16 protein-coding genes are annotated in these 21807 nt (G+C 74.6%); 4 read left to right on the top strand and 12 right to left on the bottom strand.

Going from position 1 to position 21807, the window contains the following annotated elements; genetic code table 11:
- The first annotated feature begins 99 nt into the window (after window positions 1–99).
- On the top strand, window positions 100–1479 hold the full coding sequence (locus FIP57_RS09830) for a DUF445 domain-containing protein (RefSeq protein ID WP_203231154.1): 1380 nt from the start codon (window positions 100–102) through the stop codon (window positions 1477–1479).
- Window positions 1480–1482: 3 nt separating this feature from the next.
- Window positions 1483–2415 carry an Abi-alpha family protein gene (locus tag FIP57_RS09835; RefSeq protein WP_148573343.1) on the top strand — a complete coding sequence of 311 codons (933 nt, stop codon included), beginning with the start codon at window positions 1483–1485 and terminating at the stop codon, window positions 2413–2415.
- Between the two features lie 23 nt (window positions 2416–2438).
- Here FIP57_RS09835 and FIP57_RS09840 read toward each other — a convergent pair whose 3' ends face one another.
- The 3 genes from FIP57_RS09840 to FIP57_RS09850 form a co-directional block, all read right to left on the bottom strand.
- Window positions 2439–3203, bottom strand: coding sequence for a lysophospholipid acyltransferase family protein (locus FIP57_RS09840; protein WP_238993380.1), 765 nt, complete (start codon window positions 3201–3203; stop codon window positions 2439–2441).
- Window positions 3204–3271: 68 nt separating this feature from the next.
- Window positions 3272–4213, bottom strand: coding sequence for a D-alanine--D-alanine ligase family protein (locus tag FIP57_RS09845; RefSeq protein ID WP_148573344.1), 942 nt, complete (start codon window positions 4211–4213; stop codon window positions 3272–3274).
- Window positions 4214–4244: 31 nt separating this feature from the next.
- Window positions 4245–5591: an aminotransferase-like domain-containing protein gene (locus FIP57_RS09850; RefSeq protein ID WP_148573345.1), complete on the bottom strand. Its 1347-nt coding sequence runs from the start codon at window positions 5589–5591 to the stop codon at window positions 4245–4247.
- Window positions 5592–5734: 143 nt separating this feature from the next.
- Between FIP57_RS09850 and FIP57_RS09855 the strand changes: the two genes are divergently transcribed.
- On the top strand, window positions 5735–6415 hold the full coding sequence (locus FIP57_RS09855; protein WP_148573346.1) for a GNAT family N-acetyltransferase: 681 nt from the start codon (window positions 5735–5737) through the stop codon (window positions 6413–6415).
- Here FIP57_RS09855 and FIP57_RS09860 read toward each other — a convergent pair.
- The 8 genes from FIP57_RS09860 to FIP57_RS09895 all read right to left on the bottom strand — a co-directional run bounded on the left by FIP57_RS09860 (window position 6387) and on the right by FIP57_RS09895 (window position 16670).
- Window positions 6387–7529 carry an N-acetylmuramoyl-L-alanine amidase gene (locus tag FIP57_RS09860; RefSeq protein WP_148573347.1) on the bottom strand — a complete coding sequence of 381 codons (1143 nt, stop codon included), beginning with the start codon at window positions 7527–7529 and terminating at the stop codon, window positions 6387–6389. The genes FIP57_RS09855 and FIP57_RS09860 overlap by 29 nt on opposite strands.
- Before the next feature lie 175 nt (window positions 7530–7704).
- Window positions 7705–8022, bottom strand: a complete 318-nt coding sequence (gene trxA, locus FIP57_RS09865; RefSeq protein WP_148573348.1) for a thioredoxin — start codon at window positions 8020–8022, stop codon at window positions 7705–7707.
- Window positions 8023–8111: 89 nt separating this feature from the next.
- Complete coding sequence (gene trxB, locus FIP57_RS09870) at window positions 8112–9098, bottom strand: thioredoxin-disulfide reductase (RefSeq protein ID WP_148573349.1); 987 nt, start codon at window positions 9096–9098, stop codon at window positions 8112–8114.
- A 142-nt stretch (window positions 9099–9240) separates the two neighbouring features.
- Complete coding sequence (locus FIP57_RS09875) at window positions 9241–9993, bottom strand: hypothetical protein (protein ID WP_148573350.1); 753 nt, start codon at window positions 9991–9993, stop codon at window positions 9241–9243.
- Window positions 9990–10718 carry an RNA polymerase sigma factor SigM gene (sigM, locus tag FIP57_RS09880; RefSeq protein ID WP_148573351.1) on the bottom strand — a complete coding sequence of 243 codons (729 nt, stop codon included), beginning with the start codon at window positions 10716–10718 and terminating at the stop codon, window positions 9990–9992. Before sigM ends, FIP57_RS09875 begins: the two co-directional genes overlap by 4 nt.
- Window positions 10715–12430: a protein kinase family protein gene (locus tag FIP57_RS09885; RefSeq protein ID WP_162529746.1), complete on the bottom strand. Its 1716-nt coding sequence runs from the start codon at window positions 12428–12430 to the stop codon at window positions 10715–10717. The genes sigM and FIP57_RS09885 overlap by 4 nt, the downstream gene beginning before the upstream one ends.
- Window positions 12431–12480: 50 nt before the next feature.
- A complete protein-coding gene (gene murJ, locus FIP57_RS09890) occupies window positions 12481–14175 on the bottom strand; it encodes a murein biosynthesis integral membrane protein MurJ (RefSeq protein ID WP_238993381.1) in 1695 nt (564 codons plus the stop codon).
- Window positions 14172–16670 carry a DUF6049 family protein gene (locus FIP57_RS09895; RefSeq protein WP_148573353.1) on the bottom strand — a complete coding sequence of 833 codons (2499 nt, stop codon included), beginning with the start codon at window positions 16668–16670 and terminating at the stop codon, window positions 14172–14174. Before FIP57_RS09895 ends, murJ begins: the two co-directional genes overlap by 4 nt.
- A 155-nt stretch (window positions 16671–16825) precedes the next feature.
- Here FIP57_RS09895 and FIP57_RS09900 point away from each other — a divergent pair, with 155 nt between their 5' ends.
- Window positions 16826–18256 carry a CCA tRNA nucleotidyltransferase gene (locus FIP57_RS09900; protein WP_148574130.1) on the top strand — a complete coding sequence of 477 codons (1431 nt, stop codon included), beginning with the start codon at window positions 16826–16828 and terminating at the stop codon, window positions 18254–18256.
- Here FIP57_RS09900 and FIP57_RS09905 read toward each other — a convergent pair.
- The gene (locus FIP57_RS09905) at window positions 18239–21655 is read right to left on the bottom strand and encodes an ATP-binding protein (RefSeq protein ID WP_148573354.1); all 3417 of its coding nucleotides are present in this window, start codon (window positions 21653–21655) and stop codon (window positions 18239–18241) included. The two genes, FIP57_RS09900 and FIP57_RS09905, sit on opposite strands and share 18 nt — an antisense overlap.
- Between the last annotated feature and the right edge of the window lie 152 nt (window positions 21656–21807).

Here is a 21807-nt window from a genome sequence, read left to right on the forward strand (position 1 = left end):
CAACTCGTCCGCTGCTGGGTATGAACCGCTCGCGACCGCGCCGTGCACCGCGTCCGCCGGGCGGTGCCGGGCGTGCGGCTGGTGAGGAGGTGGGGTCGAGTGGCGCTCCTGGCCGCCTGGGCAGCTGCCTTCGTCGTCGACGCTGCGATCACCACCGACGCTGCCATCGCCGCCGGCCCCGCGCTCACGACGGCGTCGTTCCTGGACGACGAGTGGGTCGCGTTCTGGGCGATCCCGGTCTTCACCGCGGTCGTCGGCTGGCTGATCAACTGGACCGGGCTGATCATGCTGTTCAACCCGGTGCGGCTGCACGGCGTCCGGGTGCCCGGGCTCGCCGAGCTCGCCCGGTTGCTGCCGCACAAGCTGCAGGAGGTTCCCGGGCTGCTCCACGGCCGGATCGGGTGGCAGGGGATCGTCCCGGCCCGCGCCGCGAAGATGGGCAGCATCGCCGTGGACAAGGCGATCGCGAAGATCGGCACGCCGCGCGAGTTCTACGAGCAGCTCGACCCGCCCGCGATCGCCGAGCACATCGTCGCGATCATGGCGCCGCAGGTGCCGGAGATCGTCGACAGCGCGATGCAGCGGCAGCAGCCGGCGCTGTGGTCGAACCTCCCGCCGCGGCTGAAGGACGCGGTGTACCAGCGGGTGACCCACCAGCTCCCGCGGATCGTCGGCGACGTCACCGAGGAGATCGGCGAGCACATCGACCAGCTGCTCGACCCGAAGATCATGGTGATCGAGCACTTCCGGAAGAACCCGGCGCTGGTGAACCGGATCTTCTACGAGGTCGGACGGCGCGAGCTGAAGCTGATGGTCAACTTCGGCTTCGTCTTCGGCTTCCTGCTCGGCATCCCGGTCGCCGTGGTGGACCGCTCCTTCCACCTGTGGTGGCTCCTGCCCTTCCTCGGCGTGATCGTCGGTTGGACGACGAACCTGCTGGGGATGTCGCTGATCTTCGACCCGGTCGAGGAGAAGCGTGTCCTGGGGTTCAAGCTCCAGGGGCTCTTCCTCCGTCGGCAGCGCGAGGTCGCCGAGGTCTACGCCCAGATCATCGCCGACGACGTGATCACGCTGGAGAACATCGGCGACTTCCTGCTCAACGGGCCGCGCGGCGACCGGACCCAGCAGCTGCTCGAGCAGGCGATGGGGCCGGCGATCGACCGGGCGGCGGGTCCGGCGAGGGCGGCGCTCCGCGCGGCGGTCGGCGGTCGGGAGTTCGACGCGATCCGCGAGCAGGTCGCCCACGACTCCGCGGCGTACACGATCACGCCGTTCCGCGACCCGGGGTTCTCCCGTCGCCAGAGCGAGAAGATCCGTCGGCTCTTCGCGCAGCGGACCCGGGAGCTGCCCCCGCGCGACTTCGTCGAGATGCTCCGCGCGGCGATCAAGGAGGACGAGTGGATGTTGTACGCCCACGGTGCCGTCATGGGGTTCGCCGGCGGCGTGGCCCACGTGCTGGTCTTCGGGACGGGAGGCTGACCCATGTCCGTCGAGCGCCACACCCCGGGTGACCGCCACGAGGGGCGGTTCGACACGCCACGAGGGGCGGCTCGACACGGCCAGGACCCGGGGCTGACGTCGGCCGACCTGCCCGGGCTGGCCAGGGTCGCCGCCGTCTCGTCGGTCCGGATCGGGCTCTGGGCCACCGTCACCGGGCTCAACGCCGGTCGGCGCACCGTCGACGCCGTCCTCCACCCCGAGCACGCCGCCGAGCTCGCCGAGGACCTCCGGGTCGCCGCGGCGGCGGTCACCCGGGCGCTGGTGGGGGAGGAGGTCGAGCACAAGGTACGCGCGGCCGCGGCCACGAACCCCGTGGTGCGGGTCGTCGCCGACGCCGTCGAGACCGTCACCCCGCACCCCGTCGAGGACGAGCAGCCCGCGGTCGACCCGCTCCACCAGGCCGGCCAGGAGCTGCTGCGCAAGTCCCGCGACGTCTGGTCGGACGACCGCGGCCACCCGGCATACGCCCGGATCATCCACGAGCTCGCCCCCGACGAGGCGCGCATCCTGCTCCTGCTGCTCCGCCGCGGTCCGCAGCCCGCGGTCGACGTCCGCACCGGCGGGCTCGTCGGCACCGTCTCGTCGAGCCTGGTCAAGGCGAACCTCACGATGATCGGTGCGCTCGCCGGGTGCCGCCACGTCGACCGGGTGCCGTCCTACCTGCACAACCTCGAGCGGCTCGGGCTGATCTGGTTCTCCCGGGAGACGCTGCGCGACCCGGAGGAGTACCAGGTGCTCGAGGCGCAGCCCGAGGTCCTCGCCGCGCGGGCGACGGTCCGCCGCTCGAAGGTCGTCCGGCGCAGCATCCACCTCACGCCGTTCGGCGAGGACTTCTGCCGCGACGGGCTCGGGCTCCACCTCACCGACGCCGACCGCGAGGAGCTACCGCCGCACAGCCGGCCGGGGGAGGGCTGACGCCCTCAGCCGCCTCAGCCGGCTCAGCGCTTGGCGCGCTGCTGCCGCCGCTTCTCCGCCCGCCGCCGCTGCTCCTCCTGGTCGAGCTGCTTCGCCTCCTCGGGCGTCGGGGCCGACCCGCCGTACGACGCCGGCAGCCACCAGGACCCCGGTGGCTGCTCGTGCTCGGGGTAGGACCGGATCGCCTCGTCGAGCATCGTGCTCATCCGCTCCCGCAGCTCGGCGGTCTTCTGCACCGCCTTGCCGTGCGGGTCCATCGGCTCGCCCATGGTGATCGAGATCGTCTTGTGCCGGCCGAAGTCCCGCGGGTGGTCCTTCGTCATCAGCCGCTGGGTGCCCCAGAGGATCACCGGGATCAGCGGCACGTCGGCCTCGGCGGCCATCCGCACCGCGCCGGTCTTCAGCTCCTTGATCAGGAAGCTCCGGGAGATCGTCGCCTCGGGGAAGACCCCGACGATCTCGCCGTCGCGGAGGTACCGGACGGCGTCGTCGTACGACTGCTGGCCCTCGGCACGGTCGACGCTGATGTGGTGCATGCTCCGCATCAGCGGCCCGGCGACCGGGTGGTCGAACACCTCGCGCTTCGCCATGAACCGCGTGAACCGCTTGGAGGCGCGGGCGCCGTATCCGGCGAGGATGAAGTCGACGTACGACACGTGGTTGATGCAGAGGACGGCGCCGCCGGTGCGCGGCACGTGGTGGGCGCCCTCGATCCGGAACCGGAAGTCCATCGCCTTGAACCATGCATGGCCGACGCCGACGATCGCCCGGTAGGGAAGGTCCAGCACACGAGCTCCTCGGAGGTCACCGGCCGCTCCGACCGGGTGGGCCCAGGGTAGTCAGGGGAGCACAAGCGTCACCGTGCGGTGGCACCCCCGACCAGCTCGGCCACCAGCTCGCCGAGATCGAGCCCGGCGGCCTGTACCGACAGCGGGACCGTCGAGGTCTCGGTCAGCCCCGGCGCCACGTTGACCTCGAGGAACCACACCTGGCCGTCGTCGTCGACGATCAAGTCGCTCCGCGAGAGGTCCCGCAGCCCCAGCGCGGTGTGGGCGGCCACCGCCACCCGCGCGCACTCCTCGGCGACCGCGTCGTCGAGCTTCGCCGGGACCTGGAACTCGGTGGAGCCGGCGGTGTAGCGGGCGGTGTAGTCGTAGACCCCGCCGTCGGGGGTGATCGAGACGACCGGCAGCGCCCGGGGCCCCGAGCCGTCGTCGACGACCGGGACGGCCACCTCGGTGCCGGCCACGAACTGCTCGACGAGCGCGGTGTCGCCGTACGCGAACGCCCCCACCATCGCGCTCGGCAGGTCGGCGGCGGTGCGCACCAGCGCCGCGCCCAGCGCCGACCCGCCGCGCGCCGGCTTCACGAAGAGCGGCAGCCCGAGGGAGTCGACGAGCCGCTCCATCACGGCGGTGGCGCCGAGCTCGCGGAACGTCTCCGCGGGCAGCGTGAACCCGGCGGGGGTGCGGATCCCTGCGCGGCCGACCACGGTCTTCGCCACCGGCTTGTCGAAGGCGACCCGGCAGGCGTCGGGGCGGGCGCCCACGTAGGGGACCCCGACCAGCTCGAGCACCGACCGGATCGCGCCGTCCTCGCCGGACTCGCCGTGGAGCAGCGGGACGACGCAGGCGGGGCGGTCCGACGCCAGCCGGTCGAGGAGGGTGGCGTCGACGTCGCGTACCTCGACCTCCAGCCCGGCGTCGCGGAGCGCCTCGGCGACCCGACGCCCCGAGCGCAGCGACACGTCTCGCTCGTGGGAGAGCCCACCGGCGAGCACGAGGACGGGTCCGGTCACGGTGAGACCTCCACGGGGTCGGGGAGCGCGATCACGACAGGTCGGAGTTGGGGGACTCGTAGCCCCGCTCGGCCGACGGCGGCGCCGGGGTCGACCCCGACGGGAGGGCGCCGAAGGTCTGGCGGAGCTCCATCTCCTCCTCGATCACGCCGACCAGGCGGCGTACTCCCTCGCGGATCCGCTCGGGCGAGGGGTAGCAGTAGGAGAGCCGCATCGACTGGGAGCCGAAGCCGTCGGAGAAGAACGCGGTGCCGGGCACGTAGGCCACCCGCGCGGTGACCGCGCGGGGGAGCATCGCCTTGGCGTCCAGCCCGGGCGGCAGGGTGAGCCAGACGTAGAAACCGCCGTCCGGCACGTTCCACCGCGCGGTCGCCGGCATCATGTCGTCGAGCGCCTCGACCATCGCGTCGCGCCGCTCGCGGTACATCTCCCGGAACTGCTTCACCTGCCCCTGCCAGTCGTGGGAGCGCAGGTACGACGACACCGCCATCTGGCTGAACGACGGCGGGCAGAGCGTCGCGGACTCCTGGGCCAGCACGAGCTTCTCCCGGACCGCGTGCGGCGCGAGCACCCAGCCGACCCGGAACCCGGGGGCGAACGTCTTCGAGAACGACCCCAGGTAGATCACCCGCTCGGCCTCGTCGGCGCGCATCGCCCGCGGCGGCTCGCCGTCGAAGCCGAGCAGCCCGTAGGGGTTGTCCTCCATGATCAGCACGTCGGCCTCGCGGCAGATCCGCAGCACCTCCTGGCGCCGCTCGGGCGCCAGGGTCACGCCGGCCGGGTTGTGGAAGTTCGGGATCGTGTAGAGGAACTTGATCCGCCGCCCCGACGCCTGCACCGAGGCGATCGCCTGCTCGAGCGCGGAGGGGACGAGCCCGTCGCCGTCCATCTCGACGTGCACCACGTCGCACTCGTAGGCGCGGAAGACACCGAGCGCACCGACGTACGACGGGGCCTCGCAGAGCACCACGTCGCCGGGGTCGCAGAAGATCCGGGTGACCAGGTCGACGGCCTGCTGCGAGCCGACGGTGACGACCACGTCGTCGGGGTGCGCCTCGATCCCCTCGAGCCGCATCACCTCGCAGATCTGCTCGCGCAGCACCGGGTCGCCCTGGCCGGAGCCGTACTGCATCGCGGTCGGACCGTTGGTCCGCACCAGCTCGTCGATCGCGCCGCCGACGACGTCGAGCGGGAGACCGGAGATGTTCGGCATCCCGCCGGCGAGGCTCACCACCTCGGGGCGGCTCGCGACCGCGAAGAGGGCCCGGATCTCCGAGGCGGTCATCCCGCGGGTCCGCGCGGCGTAGCGGTCGACGTAGTTGTCGAGCCGCGTGCTGGAGCGCGTCACCCCGGCGGGGCGGTCGGGGCCGTCGGCCATCGGAGGACTCCTCGGAGCTGGGCTGGTCGCGGCCTCGGTCGTACGATCGGGAGCAGCCGCCTGTCCAGTATGACCCCTGTCGGCTTCCGGACCGGGGAGTGCCCGGCAGGCGTGCACGGACCGCTCACCCCGGGAGGTCAGCCATGGCCCGCCGCGTCGCCAGGCTCACCCTGGACACCCTCGCCACGCTGCCGCACAACGTGCGCAGCTGCCTGGCGTGGGAGCTCGACCCCGTCCGCCGCGCCCAGGTCGAGCGCGCCGGGGCGGCCGTCGAGGAGAAGGAGGCCTGGCTCTCCCGGGTCCTGCTGGAGTGGGGCTCCTGCGGCCGGGTGCTGTACGTCGACGACGAGCCGGCCGGCTTCGTGCTCTACGCCCCGCCGGCGTACTTTCCCGGCACCGCCTCCTTCCCGACCGCGCCGCTGAGCGAGGACGCCGTCCAGCTCGCCACCGCGCAGGTCTTCGAGGAGCACCGGGGGGCGGGGCTGGGACGGGTCCTCATGCAGGAGATGGTCAAGGACCTGCTCACCCGGGGCGACTTCCGCTCGGTGGAGGCGATCGGCGTGCACCGGGTAGGACCCGGGAGCGACTGCGTGCTCCCCGCGCCGTACCTGCAGCGGGTGGGGTTCAAGACCCACCGCGCGCACCTGCGCTACCCGCGGATGCGGATGGAGATGAAGTCGGTGCTGACCTGGCGCGAGGAGATGGAGAGCGCGCTCGCGAAGCTGCTCGGCGTGGTCCGGCCGCGCCGGGCGGCTGCGGCCCAGCGGCTCGGGCGGCGCGCGGCCGGCCGGACGGCTAGCCCACCCCCCGCTGCCGGGCCTTGATCTGCTCGATCCGCAGCAGCCCGGTGGGGGAGTCGGCGTCGGGGGCGAGGTAGAGCCGCTGCACCGCGACGACCACCGCTTCGGCGACCACGTCGCGGAACGCCGGGTCGGAGAGGCGGGCGGCGTCGCCCGGGTTGGTCACGTAGCCGACGTCGACGCGCACCGCGGGCATCCGGGTGAGCCGGAGCAGCTCCCACGACCGGGCGTGGCTGCGCAGGTCGGCGAGGTCGGTGCGGGCCACGATCTCCCGGCGCACCAGCCCGGCGAACCGCTCGCCCACCGAGGAGCGGACGCCGTGGGAGTCGAGCCCGTAGAAGTACGTCGCGACGCCGGAGGCGCCGGGGTTCTCCGAGACGTCGACCTGGAGCGAGACGCAGAGGTGCGCCTCGGTGCGGTTGGCGAACGCCGCCCGCTCGGCCTCCTCGAGGGCCGCGCCGGCGTCAGGAGTGGTCAGGTACGCCTGCACCCCGGTGGCGACCAGCCGCCCCTCGACGCGGCGGGCGAGGTCGGTGGTGACCTCCTCGGCGCGGCGGCGCAGCTCGGGGTCCGCGCTCGCGACGGGCGCCGGGTCGACGACCACGACCTTCCCGGTCAGCAGCGGACCGGCCCGGCGGATCCGCTCGTCGGCGCGGAGCGCGTTGGGGCTGCCGCCGCGCACCATCGGGGCGAGGCGGCGGAGCGACTTCAGCGTCGCGGGGCCGCAGGTGCCGTCTGGCGGGATGCCGACGTTGCGCTGGAACTCCTTGACCGCGGCCTCGGTGGTCGGGCCGAACAGGCCGTCCACCCGGCCGACGGTGAACCCGAGGTCGAGGAGCCGCCGCTGGAGCGCGACGACGTCGTCACCGGCCACCGGGTCGCCCGGCCGGTGCACCAGCACCCGGTCGCCGAGCGTCCAGCGCGCCTCGTCGAGGGCGCGGTAGGTCGCGGGGTCGACGACGCCGTTGGCGGTCAGCCCCCGCTGCTGCTGGAAGGCGCGCACCGCGCGCTCCACCTCGCCGTCGTACGCCGGGTCGCCGGCCCGCTCCTCGGGAAGCAGCCCGACCTGGCAGAGCCGGTCGCGGATCTCGAGCACCGGCTCGCCGACGTCGCCGACGCGGAAGCTGGTCGCTGCCATCAGCCCTCCTGCCGCCCGGTCGCACCTCGCATGGTCTACCCGATCGTCCGACGGCTCAAGCCGCCCATCGGTTGCCACGGAGACGGAATTGTCCGGGAAAAGCACCACGGTCCCGGGGGCCGGCCCTGCCCTGGAGGGTGGACCGGTCCCGGGACCGTGACGACCTGCGTGTCCGTCAGCCGATGAAGTCGGCGAGCTCCTTGAGGATCGCGGACTTCGGCCGCGCGCCGACGATCTGCTTCACGACCTCGCCGTTCTGGTAGACGTTCATCGTCGGGATGCCGGTGACCCGGTACTGAGCCGGGACGGTCGGGTTCTCGTCGACGTTCATCTTGACGATCTCGATCTTGTCGCCGTGCTCCGCCTGGATCTCCGCGAGGATCGGGCTGACCTGGCGGCACGGACCGCACCACTCCGCCCAGAAGTCCACCAGCACGGGCTTGTCGGACTTGAGGACCTCGGCCTCGAAGTCCGCATCGGTCACTGCCTTCATCTCCGCCACGAATGTGCTCCGTTCGATCGTCGGTCTGGGGTGAACAAGCTCGCTGCCGGGATGATTCCCGGTTGGGTGGGGTCGACGCGTCAGCCGACGGTGATCCCCTCGGGTGCGGTGTGCCCCTCGACGCCGGCCAGCTGGTCCAACATCGCGAGGTGCCGCTCCGCGTCGAGCGCCGCCGCACAGCCGGTGCCGGCCGCGGTGACCGCCTGGCGGTACTCGTGGTCGACCAGGTCGCCGCAGGCGAAGACGCCCTCGAGGTTGGTGCGGGTCGACGGGTGGTCGACGAGCACGTAGCCGTTCTCGTCGAGGTGCACCTGGCCGTGGAGCAGCTCGGAGCGCGGGTCGTGGCCGATCGCGATGAAGAGCCCGGTGACCGCCAGCTCGCGGCTCTCGCCGGTGACGGTGTCCTCGAGGGTCAGCTTCTCGAGCTTGTCGCCGCCGTGGATGCCGGTGACCTTGGTGTTCCAGACGATCTCGAGCTTCGGGTCCTTGAACGCCCGCTCCTGCATGATCTTCGACGCGCGCAGCTCGTCGCGGCGGTGCAGCAGGTAGACCTTCTTGGCGAAGCGGGTGAGGAAGGTGGCCTCCTCGATCGCCGAGTCACCGCCGCCGACGACCGCGATCTCCTGCTCGCGGAAGAAGAAGCCGTCGCAGGTCGCGCACCACGAGACGCCGTGGCCGGAGAGCCGCTCCTCGTCGGGGAGCCCGAGCTTGCGGTACCCCGACCCCGTCGCCAGGATCACCGTCCGCGCCTCGTGCACGTTGCCCTCGCCGTCGGTCACCCGCTTGACGTGGCCGGTGAGGTCGACGGCGGTCACGTCGTCGGGGACGAGCTCGGCGCCGAACCGCTCGGCCTGGGCGCGCATCTCGTCCATCAGCTGGGGACCCATGATCCCGTCACGGAAGCCCGGGAAGTTCTCCACCTCGGTGGTGTTCATCAGCGCACCGCCGGCGGTGACCGCGCCCTCGAAGACCAGCGGCTTCAGGTTCGCCCGCGCCGCGTAGAGCGCCGCGGTGTAGCCCGACGGGCCGGAGCCGATGATGATGACCTGCCGGACATCGTGGGTCATGTGCGTCCTTCCAGGAGGTGCGGCGGGGCGGTGTCGCCCGGGAGTGGCCGTCACTGCGTGCAACCGATCCTAGGCGGCGCCCATTCCCGGGCGTCGCGGCCGCCCGGCTGACGGTCCAGCCGGCTGGGCGACCGGCGGCCAGCTAGTCGAGCTCCGCGTCCACCTCGACCGACGCCAGCACCACGCCGTCGCACCCCACGACCTCGACGGGGAGCAGCTCGCCGTCGTCGGGCCCCGCGACGAGGACGGCGCGCCGGCCGTCGTACCGGGCGAGCGCCCACTGCTGCCCCGGCTCGAGCGCGGGGGGATGGCAGGTGGCGCGCTTGCGGACCGTTTGCGAGCGGAGCTCGGAGCGTCCGGCGTCGTGGAGTGCCGTGGGGTCACCGCCGAGCGCGCGGCCGAGGTCGTCCTCGAGCGTCTCCGAGCGGAGCCGCACGACGTCCCGGGCGCGGAACACCTGCGCGTCGCGCTCGGCCGCGGTCCCGGGACCCGACTCCTCCGGGGCCGCCTCGGAGGCGGCTTCGGGGTCGGCACCCGCCATCGGCTCCTCCGCCTCGCCAGCGCCGGCTGCGTCGGAGACCGAGGCGCTGTCGCTTCCGGAGCCGGTGCCGGTGACGACGGTGCCGGCCGCGTAGCCGGCCACCACCACGGCCGCCGCGGCGAGGACCAGCCGCGGCCAGCGCCGCGCGGCCCGCCGCTCCTCCAGGGTTACGACGGTCGCGGCCGCCGGCTCCTCCGGCTCACCGGCGCGCTCCTCCACCAGCCCGGCCAACGTCGCCTCGAGCCTCGCCGCCACCTCGTCAGGCATGGGAAGCGGACCGCCGGCCTCGGCGAGCAGCCGCGAGACCTCGGTCTCCTCCTCGGGGGTCAGCTCGGGGAGCTCGTCGTCGGTCATGGCTGTTCACCTCCTCCGGTCGGGACGGGGCCGTCGGTGCTCCTGGGTTGGACGAGGCCGGGGGCGTCCGGGTTCCCGCGATCCGGGTCACGTGGTTCCCCGGGCTCGCCGGTGGAGCGCAACGGCGCGAGCAGCGGCAGGAGCCGTGCCCGCCCGCGGGAGCACCGGCTCTTCACGGTGCCCGCGGCGACGCCGAGCAGGTCGGCGGCCTCCTGGACGGAGTACCCCTCCATGTCGACGAGCACCAGCGCGGCCCGCTGCTCCTCGGGGAGCGTCCGGAGCGCCGCCAGCACGGCACGCTGACGCTCCGAACGCTCGGCGGCCTCGGTCGGGTCACTGCCGGACGACGTTTCACGTGGAACCGGCGCGGTGCCGCGCTCCTCGAGGTCGTCGGGAAGCGGCTCCCCGGGGCGGGCGGCACGGCGGCGCGCGCGGTCGAGGCAGGCGTTGACGACCACCCGGTGGAGCCAGGTGGTCACCGCGGCGTCGCCCCGGTAGGAGCCGGCCCGTCGGAACGCCGAGACCATCGCGTCCTGGAGGGCGTCGGCAGCCTCCTCGGGGTTCCCGGTCGTGCGGAGCGCGACGGCCCACAGCCGGTCGCGGTGGCGGGCGAAGAGGGTGCCGAAGGCGGCCGGGTCGCCGGCCACGTGGGCTGCGAGGAGCGCGCGGTCGTCGCGGTGGTCCTCGGCACCGGCCCCGCCGGCGCGCGCCTCCTCGGGCGTCACGAGAGGACCGACACCTCGGCGACCGACCCCTTGAACCCGTCCTGCGTGCCAGGCAGCGCGGTCAACCAGACCACCAGGTAGCGGGTGGTCAGCGGGCGCTCGGCGGTCAGCCCCGTCTCCTCGGCCACCCCGGTGGCGTTCGCGACCGTCTCCAGCCCGTCGACGGAGCCAGGGGCGCCGCTCCCCTCGGGGGCGGCCAGCAGCTCCACGTCGTAGGGGCCGCCGACGAGAGTGAGCGCGGCCCCGGTGACCTCGGTCTCCTTGCCGAGGTCGAGCAGCAGCCCGACCCCGGACTTGAACGGCGCCAGGGCGGGGCCGTCGAAGTAGGTGCTGGTCGACCACGAGGTCGACGCGTCCCCGTCGTGGGCGAGCCCGACGTCCTCGGGGTTCTCGTCGGTGAGCGGGCCGTCGCCGTCGGGGTCGAAGGCGGAGACCGCGGCGAGCTCGACGGGTGTCGCGCTCGGGGTGGCGCCGCCGCCACCCTCGGCCTCGGGGGTGGCGGGGTCCTCGCCGTCGGAGCGGCCGAGGTAGAACCCCACCGCGGTGGCCAGCATCACCAGGACCACCACGCCGACGACCGCGGCGAGCCGGAGCCACCGGGAGCCCGGCGACGGCGGGTCGACCTGCGGGATCGTGCCGCTGTCGGTGCGCGCGTCAGGGCCCCACACCGGCGGGACGCTCCCGTTGCCCATCCCCGCGCCGTGCGGGCGGGCGGGGTCCGGCTCGGGAGGCGGCGGGGTCGGGCGCGGGGCGGCCCTCGTCGCGTCGTCGTCCCACCGGGGGAGCGAGGCCTGGGTGGCCTCCCCGTCGTACGACCCGAGGCTGCCGCGGGTGGCGGAGTCCGGTGGCGGTGCGAGTGCGGAGGCGTCGAGGAAGGCGGTGGGCTCGGTCGGCCCGGTGACCGGCACCGCCGCGGGGCTCAGCGAGTCGCCGAGGAACTGGCCGAGCGCGTGGTGGACCGCGAGCGCCGACTCGAACCGGCGCCGGCCGGTGCGCGGGTCGACGTTGACGATCTGGTCGCAGAGCTGGTCGAGCGCCTTGGGGATGCCGTTGCGGACCTGCCGGGGGCGGCAGTAGCGGCCGTGGTCGGTGGGCGCGTCAGGGAGCACCGAGGCCGGGAAGCCGGGCCACTTGCCGGTGAGGCAGGCGTAGAGCAGCCCGCCGAGGTTCAGCACGTCGGCCTCGTGCTCCTCCGGCGGGTCGCCCACGTCGCCCTCCCGCCGCGGGCGGCCGTGGAGGACGGCGTCGACGACGAAGCCGATCAGCTTCACCGAGCCGGCGTCGGTGAGCAGGACGTTCTCGGGGAGCAGCCGGCCGTGCGCGACGCCGTGGGCGTGCGCGACGCCGATCGCGTCGGCGACCTCGCGGACCAGCCAGGCGGCGCGGCGCGGCTCGAGCGGCTCCTCCTCGAGCATCCGGTCGAGCGACACCCCCGAGCCCCACTCGTGGACGACGTGGACGACGCCGTTCTCCTCGACGGCGTCGAGGACCCGGAGGAGGTGGCCGTCGCTGACCGTCGCCGAGGTGCGCGCGGCGGTGAGCACGGCGGTGGCCCGCGGGTCGTCGGCCGAGATCACGTGGATCGCGACGTTGCGGGCGAGGGTCAGGTCGGTGGCCCTCCAGAACCGGGCACCTGAGTGCTCGTCCAGGAGGTCCTCGAGGCGGAACCGGGACGCCACCACGCTCCCGGGTCCGACGGCGCTCTGCCCCACTCGACTCCCCAACCAGACGACATGTCGACGGTCTTGCTGACCGCTCCATGCTAAGCGGTGGGGCGTCCCGCGCCCGTCCCGCTCCGCTTCCGCAGCCGTGCGGTGAGCAGCCCGACGACCTCCTGGACCTCCTCGATCCGCATCGCCCGGGCCAGCAGCAGGAAGACCGCGAGGTCGACCACGCCGGTGGTGCCGAGGAGCACGACCGCCTGCACCTTCCCGTCGCCGGTGGTCCACACCGAGTCGAGCAGTGCGCGCCACCCCCAGGCGACCGCGCCGGCGATCCCGGCGGCGAGCAGGAGCCGCACGAGGAACCGGACCAGGACCGGGGTGTCGAGCCCGCCGAGCACCCGTCGCAGCACCAGGAAGGAGAGCACCGCGCCGACGGCGTACGCCCCGCCGTAGGCGGCCACGAGCCCCGGTGCGGTGTCCTCGGGCTCGACCCGGCTGGTCACGGTCACGGCGAGCGCGATGTTGACGGCGGCGATGACGCACTGGACCCAGAAGACCGTGCGGGTCTGCTCGAGGGCGTAGAAGCCGCGGAGCACCAGGTAGTGGACGGTGAAGAAGACCAGCCCGGGCGCGAACAGGGCCAACGAGGTGGAGAAGTCGGAGTAGGTCTCGGCCGCGGCGGCGTACCCCCAGAGCAGGTTCGCCAGCGGCAGCGCGATCGAGGGCAGCAGGAGCGCGAACGGCACGATCAGAGCGAGCGCGGTGCGGGTCGTGGAGGAGACCTGCCGGGCCACCGCGGGGAGGTCCCCTTCGGCGGCGGCGCGGGAGAGCCGCGGCAGCGTGGCGGTGGCCAGCGACACGGTCGCGATCGAGTGCGGCACCATCACCAGCAGGAACGCGCCGGAGTACACCGTGTAGCCGGTTCCGCCGCTCCCGGACGCGGCGTCCGCGGTGCCGCTGGAGGCGAGGCGGACCACGACCGTGTAGGCGATCTGGTTGACGACGACGAAGCCGACCGTCCACGCCCCGAGCCGGAGCGTGTGGCCGAGCCCGCTGCCGCGCAGGTCGAACCGCGGGCGGAACCGCACGCCCGCTGCGCGCAGGTAGGGGAGGAGCACGAGCAGCTGGGCGGCGATGCCGATGGTCGACCCCAGCCCCAGCAGCCACTCCTGGCCGGAGGTGAAGCCGCCCCGCAGCTCGTCCCCGGATGCTGCCCCGTAGATGACCAGGTAGAGCAGCAGGACCGCGATCGAGATGACGTTGTTGGCGATCGGCGCCCACATCATCGGCCCGAACCGGTCGCGCGCGTTGAGCACCTGGCCGAGCAGCACGAACATCCCGTAGAAGAAGACCTGCGGGAGGCAGAGCCGCGCGAAGTCGATGACCGACTCGCGTTGGTCGGCCAGGGCGTCGGTGAAGAACTCGCCGTCGAGGTAGAGCCGCATCAGCAGCGGCGCGAAGACCACCAGGAGCGCGGTCACGCCCGCCAGGAACAGTGCCGCGACCGTGATGATCCGGTTGGTGTACCCCTCGCCGCCGTCGGGGTCCTGCTCCATCGCCCGCACCAGCTGAGGGACGAGCACCGCGTTGAAGACACCGCCCGCCAGCAGGATGTAGAGCATGTTCGGGACGGTGTTGGCGATCGTGAAGACGTCGGCGTGCAGCTGCGTCCCGAGCGCCGCGGCGAGCAGCATCGACCGCACGAAGCCGCTCAGCCGCGAGACGACGGTGCCGGCGGCCATCACCGCGCTCGAGGCGAGCACCGACGGGCCGGTCCTGCGGGGTCCGGTCACGAGGCTCCCTGCTTGAGCAGCGGACCGTGGGTGCGCCGGCGGCGCGCCACCCGGCGCACCAGGCGGACCACGATCGCGACGAAGAGCAGCCCGCCGCCGACCGCCATCACGATCCACAGGATGAAGCCGACGTTGCTGCTCCGGACGTCGATGGTGGTCACCGAGCCGACCCGGGTCCCGCTCTCGGAGACCGGCTGGAGCACCACCTGGTGCACACCGATGTCGGTGGCCCGGGCGTCGATCTGCACCGCGGCCCGCCCCTGCGGCCCGAGCTGCACGGGCTCCGGCGTGGAGAGCTCGAGCTGCGCGCCGGCCACCGACGGCAGCAGCCCCACGGTCACCGGCTGGTCGAGCCCGTTCACGATCGTGACCTGGAAGGTCCCCGACTCGCTCGACATCGTCACGAAGTCGGGGCCGCGCACGGTGATCTGGTCGAGCCAGGAGTCGATGCGCTCCTCGGCGTTGCGCGTCCGACGGACGGCGAGCCCCGGCCGCTCGCGGCTCCACACCGTCGGCGCGAGCAGCGCCTGGCGGGTCGACGCGGTCAGCAGCTGGTCGTTCTCGGTGAGCAGCTCGTCGAGGAGGGCGCCGGCACGGAGCAGCCCCTCGGCGGCGTCGACCGTCGCTGACGGCACCTCCTGGCGGAGCTGCTCCGCGGGGTAGTCCACCGCCTCGGTCGGGTCGACCACCGGGCCGGACGCGTCACCGAGCAGCGTGCCCATCCCGACGGGCTGGAGCCACGGGACGTCGAGCCCGGTGAAGAACTCCGCGCGCTGCCAGTCGGCCCCCGGGTCCCAGACCGGCGGGAGGAGCCGGACCAGGGGCTCCCGGTCGCGCCCGCCGGCCAGCGCCTCGAGGGCGGCGTCGGCGAGCAGCCGCTGGCGCACCGCGAGCGCGGTGCGCCGCCGACCGGGGGCCGGCCCGTCGAGGACCTCCTCGGGCCGGGGCGCGACGAGGATCTCGCCGCCGTCGGCGCGCTCGAGGACGGCGTCGTCGGGGCTGCCGGGGTCCCCGACGCTGCCCACCGCTTCCCGGGACAAGGCGTCGGGGGCGACCACCACGGGCACCTCGGCGTCCGCCTGGTCGGCGGCGGCCGGGCTGACCAGCCCGTCGAGGGGGACCAGCGCCCGCCGGACGGTGCCGAACCCGAGCTCGTCGAGGAGCAGGTCGCCCTGGGAGTACGCCGACTCCACGAGGTCGGTCGCCCCGTGCCGGACGACGGACGAGACGTCGACGTCGCCGTACGGCAGGGCGAGGACGGTGGACGCGCCGCCGGTCACGGCGTCCACCAGGTCGTCGAGCCAGTCGCTCGCCGCGAGCTCGGCCTCGGTCGGCTCCGGGACCTCGCCGTCGCCGTCGTCGCCCTCGTTACCGTCGTCGCCCTCGTCACTGCCCTCCTCGCCGGTGTCCCCGTCCGCGCCGCCCGGCTCCTCGCCGTCCGTGCCGCCCGCGGTGCCGTCGTCGGCGGCGACGTCCGGAGGTGGCTGCGGGTCGAGGTCGAGCGGCGGGTTGCCCCGCGCGGTCGAGAGCGCGGCGTCGGCCACCGCCGGGTCGACCACCCAGGTGAGCGGGACGGTGCCGGCGCTGGCGCCGAGGTCGAGGAGGCGGCGCAGCCGGCCCTCGGAGAGCGTGCGCTCCCAGCCGCGGGCCGCGGCGAGAGTGCCGTCCTGCGTGCGGGCGGTCCGCTGCCGGAGCTGCAGGCCGAGCGCGAGCTCCACGGGCGAGGTGCGGTCGGGTACGAGCGGCAGGAACGTCCGGGCCCGGCCGTCGGCGCCCTCGAGCCGCCCCTCGTCGTTGGTGCCGAGCACGTGGACGCCGAGCCAGTACACCCCCGGCGCCCCCGAGATCCCGAGCCGGGAGCGTGGCACCGACAGCCGGTAGTCGGCGCTCTCGCCCGGGGCGAGCGCCGGCAGGTCGACGTACGTCCCGGGCTCGACGACCCGCGTGCCGACCTCCGACCGCGGGTCGCTGACGACCGCCTCACCGAGCTCCTCCGCGGTGGTCAGCGGCTCGGCCGAGGTGAGCAGGTAGACGGACAGGTCGGTCCACTCGGTGTCGGAGCGGTTGCGGACGGTGCCGCTGACCACGACCGGCCCGCGCCGGGGGACGGTGCTGGGGGAGAGCCGCTCGATCGTCACCGCGAGCGGGTCCGGCGGGACCTCGACCGTCTCCTCCTCCTCCTCCTCCTCCGGCTCCGCGGTCTCGGTGGGGCTGGGCTCGGTGTCGGGGGTGACGGTGCCGCCGTCCGGCGTCGCGTCGCCGTCGGGCGTGCGGTCCTCGGGGGTCCGGCTCGGGGTCGGGGTAGGCGTCGGTGTCGGCGAACCGGTCGGCGAGGGCGTGGGGGTGGCCGAGGGGGTCGGTCCGGGGTCGTCCGGCGGCTCGGGCTGCGGGCCGGCCTCCTCGCCGGCCCAGGCGGCGGGGGCCGGGAGCGCGAGCAGCAGCGCCGCGAGGGCCACGGGGAGCCGACGGCTGCGGCGGCTCCTCGGGTCGTTCACGGGGTCAGGCTAGCCGTGGCCGGTCGCCCGTCCGGCCACCCTCGGCGCGGCCGGGCGGGGCCGGAGCGGCGCACGGCCGGACTCTAGAGTGGGTCCTCGTGCCCGAACAGCCGACCGACCCCGCCCCTCCGCAGGGCGCCGACGCGCCCCTCTCGATGGCGGAGGTGCAGGAGCGGGCGACCCGTGAGCTGGCCCGGGTCGGCGAGGTCATCGAGCCGCTGGGGGCCCGGTTCGCCGAGGCCGGCGAGGAGCTCGCGCTGGTCGGGGGGCCGGTCCGCGACGCGATGCTCGGCCGGCTCGGCAACGACATCGACCTGACCACCTCCGCGCACCCGGAGAAGACCGAGCGGCTGCTCGCCGGGTGGGCCGACGCGATCTGGGACATGGGCCGGGAGTTCGGCACGATCGGCTGCCGGAAGGGCGGCTGGACGATCGAGATCACGACGTACCGCTCCGACACCTACGAGCCGACCTCCCGCAAGCCCGAGGTCGCCTACGGCACCTCGCTCGAGGGCGACCTCGGCCGCCGCGACTTCACCGTCAACGCGATGGCGGTCGCCGTGCCCGGCACCCGCTTCGTCGATCCGTACGGCGGCATCGTGGACCTCGCCCACCGGGTGCTCCGCACGCCCGGGCGCCCCGAGGACTCGTTCTCCGACGACCCGCTCCGGATGATGCGGGCCGCCCGGTTCGCCGCCCAGCTCGGCTTCTCCGTCGCCCCCGAGGTCGTCGAGGCGATGACCGCGATGGCCGACCGGATCTCGATCATCTCCGCCGAACGGGTCCGCGACGAGCTGGTGAAGCTGGTCTGCGCGCCCCACCCGCGCCGGGGGCTGACGCTGCTCGTCGAGACCGGCATCGCCGAGCGGGTCCTCCCCGAGCTCCCCGCGCTCGCGCTCGAGCGCGACGAGCACCACCGCCACAAGGACGTCTACGAGCACACGCTGACCGTGCTCGAGCAGGCGATGGCGATGGAGGACCGGCTCGGCGGCACCCCGGACTTCGTCACCCGGTTCGCCGCGTTGATGCACGACGTCGGCAAGCCCCGCACCCGGCGGTTCCTCCCCGACGGCACCGTGACCTTCCACCACCACGACGTGGTCGGCGCCAAGCTCTCCCGCAAGCGGATGAAGGCGCTGCGCTTCTCCAACGACACGATCGAGGCGGTGTGCCGGCTCGTCGAGCTGCACCTGCGGTTCCACGGCTACGGCTCCGGGGAGTGGACCGACTCCGCGGTCCGCCGCTACGTCCGCGACGCCGGCGAGGAGCTGAGCCGGCTGCACGTCCTCACCCGGGCCGACTGCACGACCCGCAACCGGCGCAAGGCCGACCGGCTCCGCCGCACGTACGACGACCTCGAGGCGCGGATCGAGCGGCTGGCCGAGCAGGAGGAGCTCGACGCGATCCGCCCGGACCTCGACGGCAACCAGATCATGGCGCTGCTCGGGATCGGTCCCGGCCGTCAGGTCGGGGAGGCCTACCGGCACCTGCTCGAGCTGCGGATGGAGCACGGCCCGCTCGGCGAGGACCGGGCCGAGGAGGAGCTCCGGGCCTGGTGGGCCGCGCGCTCAGAAACCCAGGGCTGAGCGCCGCTCGGTGAACCACGCGACGTAGCGGTCCAGCCCCCACTCCTCGGCGAGCCGGAGGGCCGACGCGGCGTGGCGCGCCGCGTCGTCGCGCCGGCCGAGCGTCGCCTCCGCCAGCGCGAGGTAGCCGTCCTGCGGCCCGATCACCGTCGAGATCCCGGAGACCACCATCCGGCCCGCGAGCGGCGCGCACTGGCGCAGCGCGTCCTCCGCGAGCTGCTCGTCGCCCAGTGCCGCGGCGGCCTCGGCGAGGCAGGCGGCGCCGGTCGCCGAGCTCCAGTTCGGCGCGGGGTAGCGCAGCGGCCGCCGGGCGCGGTCGCCGAGCTCGTCGAGCCGGCCCGTGCGCGCCAGGGTCACCAGCAGCACGTCGCGGCCGATGTCGGCGTCGGACACCTCGACCCCGGCACGCAGCGGCCCGACGATCGGCTCGAGGCCGCCGCTGCCGCTCCACATCCGGGTGATCAGCTCGACGCCCGCCATGTGCAGCTGCTGCAGCGGGAGGCTCGTCCGTGGTCGCATCTCGGTCAGCTCGGCCCGCCGCCGCTCGATCTCCGGCTCGTCGCCGCGCATCGACGCCAGGCTGAGCTCCACGAACCCCAGCGCGGTCAGCACGTAGTTGAGCCGGCGCCGCCGGGCGAGTCGCTCGGCCTCGCCGACGTAGCGGCGGTAGCCGTCGAGGTCGGCCAGCTCCACCGCGTCGCCGGCAGCGGTCATCAGCGCGACCGCGAGCCCCTCGGGGTCGTCGGCGGCGCGGGCCGCCTCGAGCCCCTCCCGGGAGAGCTCCGCGCGCCGGTGCGCCCGGGCCGGTGTCCACAGCGCGAGCGCGGCGCTCCGGCAGGCCCACATCAGCAGCCTGGGGTCGCCGACGCGGCGGGCCATCGCCAGTCCCTCGTCGACGAGCGCCTCGACCTCCGCGTCGACCGAGGGCACGTAGTAGAGCTGCACCGCGAGCCCCAGCATCACGTGGCACCGCTCGACGGAGTCGTGCTCCGGCAGCCGGGACAGCGCCCACCGGAGGTCGTCGATCGAGTCCTCCTCCACGACCTGCCACTCCATCGGGAGCCACATGCTGTTGCGGTTGAGGGTCGCGGCGGCCTGGGCGAGGCGCAGCGGGTCGTCCGCCGTACGGCCGAGCGTGATCGCCTCGTGGCAGGAGGCCTGGAGGACGTCGGCGTCGGCGGCGAGCTGGGCGTCGGCCGCGCGAGCCAGCAGCAGCTCGCACCGCTCCTGCGGCGTGCCGAGCGGGTCGCGCCGGTGGGCGTCGACGGCGGTGCCGAGGAGCGCGACCGCCTCCTCGTGGGCGAAGCTGTGCCGCGCCTGGTCGGCGGCGGCCACCGCGGCCCGCCACGCCCGGCCGACGTGGGCGGGGCCGGCGGCCCGCCAGTGGTGGGCCAGCTCGGTGACCCGCTCCTCGGGACGGACCAGCGCCTGCACCTGCGGGTCGTTCTCGAGGGTGTGCGCGACCTGCGCGTGCCACCGGGCCCGACGGCTCGGGGTCACCGACTCGGCGACCGCGTCGCGGGTCAGCGCGTGCACGAAGGCCGACGTCCCGGCGGCGACGTCGACGACCAGCCCGGCCTTCCGCGCGGGCGCCAGCCGCTCGTCCACCTCGTCGGGGTCGGCCAGCGCGACGGCGGCCAGCACGTCGAGCGAGAACCGCCGGCCGAGCACCGCCGCGACCAGCAGCAGGTCGCGGGTGGGCGCCGGGAGCTCCTCGAGCCGGCGCAGCAGCACCTCGCGCAGGGTGGCGGGCACGGTCCCACCGGCGTCCGCGGAGCTGCCCAGCCGGGCGAGCTCGATGAGGAAGAACGGGTTGCCGCCGGCCCGGCCGTGCCACGACTCCAGCGTCGCGGCGTCGACGTCGCCGCCGGCGACCGCGCCGACCAGCTCCCGGGCGCCGTCCCGGTCGAGCCCCGTGAGCTCCAGCCGCGTCGCGTGGCGGCGGGCGAACGCCTCGGAGACCTCCGAGAGCGCCCCCATCGGCTCCGGCCAGGTGCGCCGGGTCGCCACCACCGCGAGCCGGTGGCCGGGTGCCATGACGGTCAGCAGGTGGCGGAGCACCCGCAGGCTCGCGGTGTCGGCCCAGTGCAGGTCCTCGAGCACCACCAGCACCGGGCGGTCGGCGGCCCGCGAGGTCACCTCGGCGACGACCGCGTCCCAGGCGAGGAACTCCTGCGCCCGATCGGCGGCCGCAGCGCCGGAGCCGACGACCCGGGCGAGGACCTCCTCGGCCACCGGCCGGTCGGTCTGCCGGTCGAGGTCGTGGAGCACCGCGGCCCACGGCCACAGCGGCGGCGCACCGTCGTCCTGCGAGCACCGCCCGGTGGCCACCGCGAACCCGCGGAGCGACGCCTCGCTCGCCAGGTGCTCGACGAGCCGGCTCTTGCCGATCCCCGGCTCGCCGACCAGCAGCGCAGGCGCCGGGGTGCCGGCCGCGGCCCGCTCGAGGACGCCGACCAGCGCGGCCTCCTCGGCCTCCCGGCCGATCGTGTCCCACGCCCTGCGGACGGCCGGCTCGGCGGGAGCCTCCGGCACCGTCCGTACGGCGGCCACCGGCTCGGCCGCGAGCCACCGGCCGAGGAGCGGGTCCTGGCGGAGCACCAGCTGCTCGAGCTCGCGGAGCTCCTCGCCCGGGTCGAGCCCGAGCTCCTCGGCGAGCACCTCGCGCACCCGGCGCAGCGCGGCGAGCGCCTCGGCCTGCCTCCCGGAGCGGGTGAGGGCGAGCGCGTGCAGCGCCCAGGTCCGCTCCCGGAGCGGGTTGCGGCGGGTGGCCTCCTCGGTGCTGGCCACGACCGTCGCGTGCTCGCCGAGCGCCAGGAGGGCCAGCACCCGGTCGTCCTCGGCGGTGAGCCGGAGCTCCTCGAGGGAGGTGCGGGCGAGGGCGACCTCGGGGTGGTCCGGCAGGTCGGCGTACGGCTCCCCGGTCCATCCGGCGAGCGCCGCCTCGAGCCGGTCGAGCGCCGCGGTGACGCGGGTCCGGTCGAGCCCCTCGACCGGCCACCCGTCCGGGCCGCGGATGCCGAGCTGGCCGGCGAGGGGCTCGAGCTCCCGGTGGAGCCGGCGCACCTCGGCGGAGAACCGGTGGGCGTCGACGTCCTCGGGGCCGAGGTCCAGTCGGTAGCCGTGGTCGGTGGTCACCAGCAGCGTGGGCCGCTCACGCGGGCCGAGCCCCGGCTCCAGCGTCCGGCGCAGCCCGGAGATGTAGGAGTGCAGCGTCCCGTGAGCGCCCGGAGGCGGCGCACCACCCCAGACGAGGTCGGCGAGCACGTCGGGAGCGACGTCCGCGCCCACCCGCAACGCCAGCCCGGCCAGCACCGACCGCGGCTTCCGCGCGCCGATGTCCGCAGCGGTCCCCCCGGCCAGGACCGCCGCACTCGGCCCCAGCACCTGCACCTGCACGGCGGAACGCTATCCCGCACGCCGCGTCCCGGCACAGGACGTACGGCCCGCGGTGTCGCCCCGCCTGCACCGCGCGCGCCGAGCCGCCCTCGGGCCCAAGAGCGGCCCAAGCGGCACCCAAGGTCGCTCCGCCACCGTCGGGACCACACCAC

The organism is Nocardioides caldifontis (assembly GCF_008087345.1).
GTDB lineage: Bacteria > Actinomycetota > Actinomycetes > Propionibacteriales > Nocardioidaceae > Marmoricola_A > Marmoricola_A caldifontis.

Bases quoted from the DNA above. Each gene is read 5' to 3' on its own strand.
- FIP57_RS09860 (WP_148573347.1), bottom strand. From the start codon at position 7,529: ATGGCAGCGACCAGCTTCCGCGTCGGCGACGTCGGCGAGCCGGTGCTC.
- FIP57_RS09875 (WP_148573350.1), bottom strand. From the start codon at position 9,993: ATGACCGACGACGAGCTCCCCGAGCTGACCCCCGAGGAGGAGACCGAG.
- trxA (WP_148573348.1), bottom strand. From the start codon at position 8,022: ATGAAGGCAGTGACCGATGCGGACTTCGAGGCCGAGGTCCTCAAGTCC.
- FIP57_RS09835 (WP_148573343.1), top strand. From the start codon at position 1,483: ATGTCCGTCGAGCGCCACACCCCGGGTGACCGCCACGAGGGGCGGTTC.
- trxB (WP_148573349.1), bottom strand. From the start codon at position 9,098: ATGACCCACGATGTCCGGCAGGTCATCATCATCGGCTCCGGCCCGTCG.
- FIP57_RS09900 (WP_148574130.1), top strand. From the start codon at position 16,826: ATGGCGGAGGTGCAGGAGCGGGCGACCCGTGAGCTGGCCCGGGTCGGC.
- FIP57_RS09855 (WP_148573346.1), top strand. From the start codon at position 5,735: ATGGCCCGCCGCGTCGCCAGGCTCACCCTGGACACCCTCGCCACGCTG.
- FIP57_RS09850 (WP_148573345.1), bottom strand. From the start codon at position 5,591: ATGGCCGACGGCCCCGACCGCCCCGCCGGGGTGACGCGCTCCAGCACG.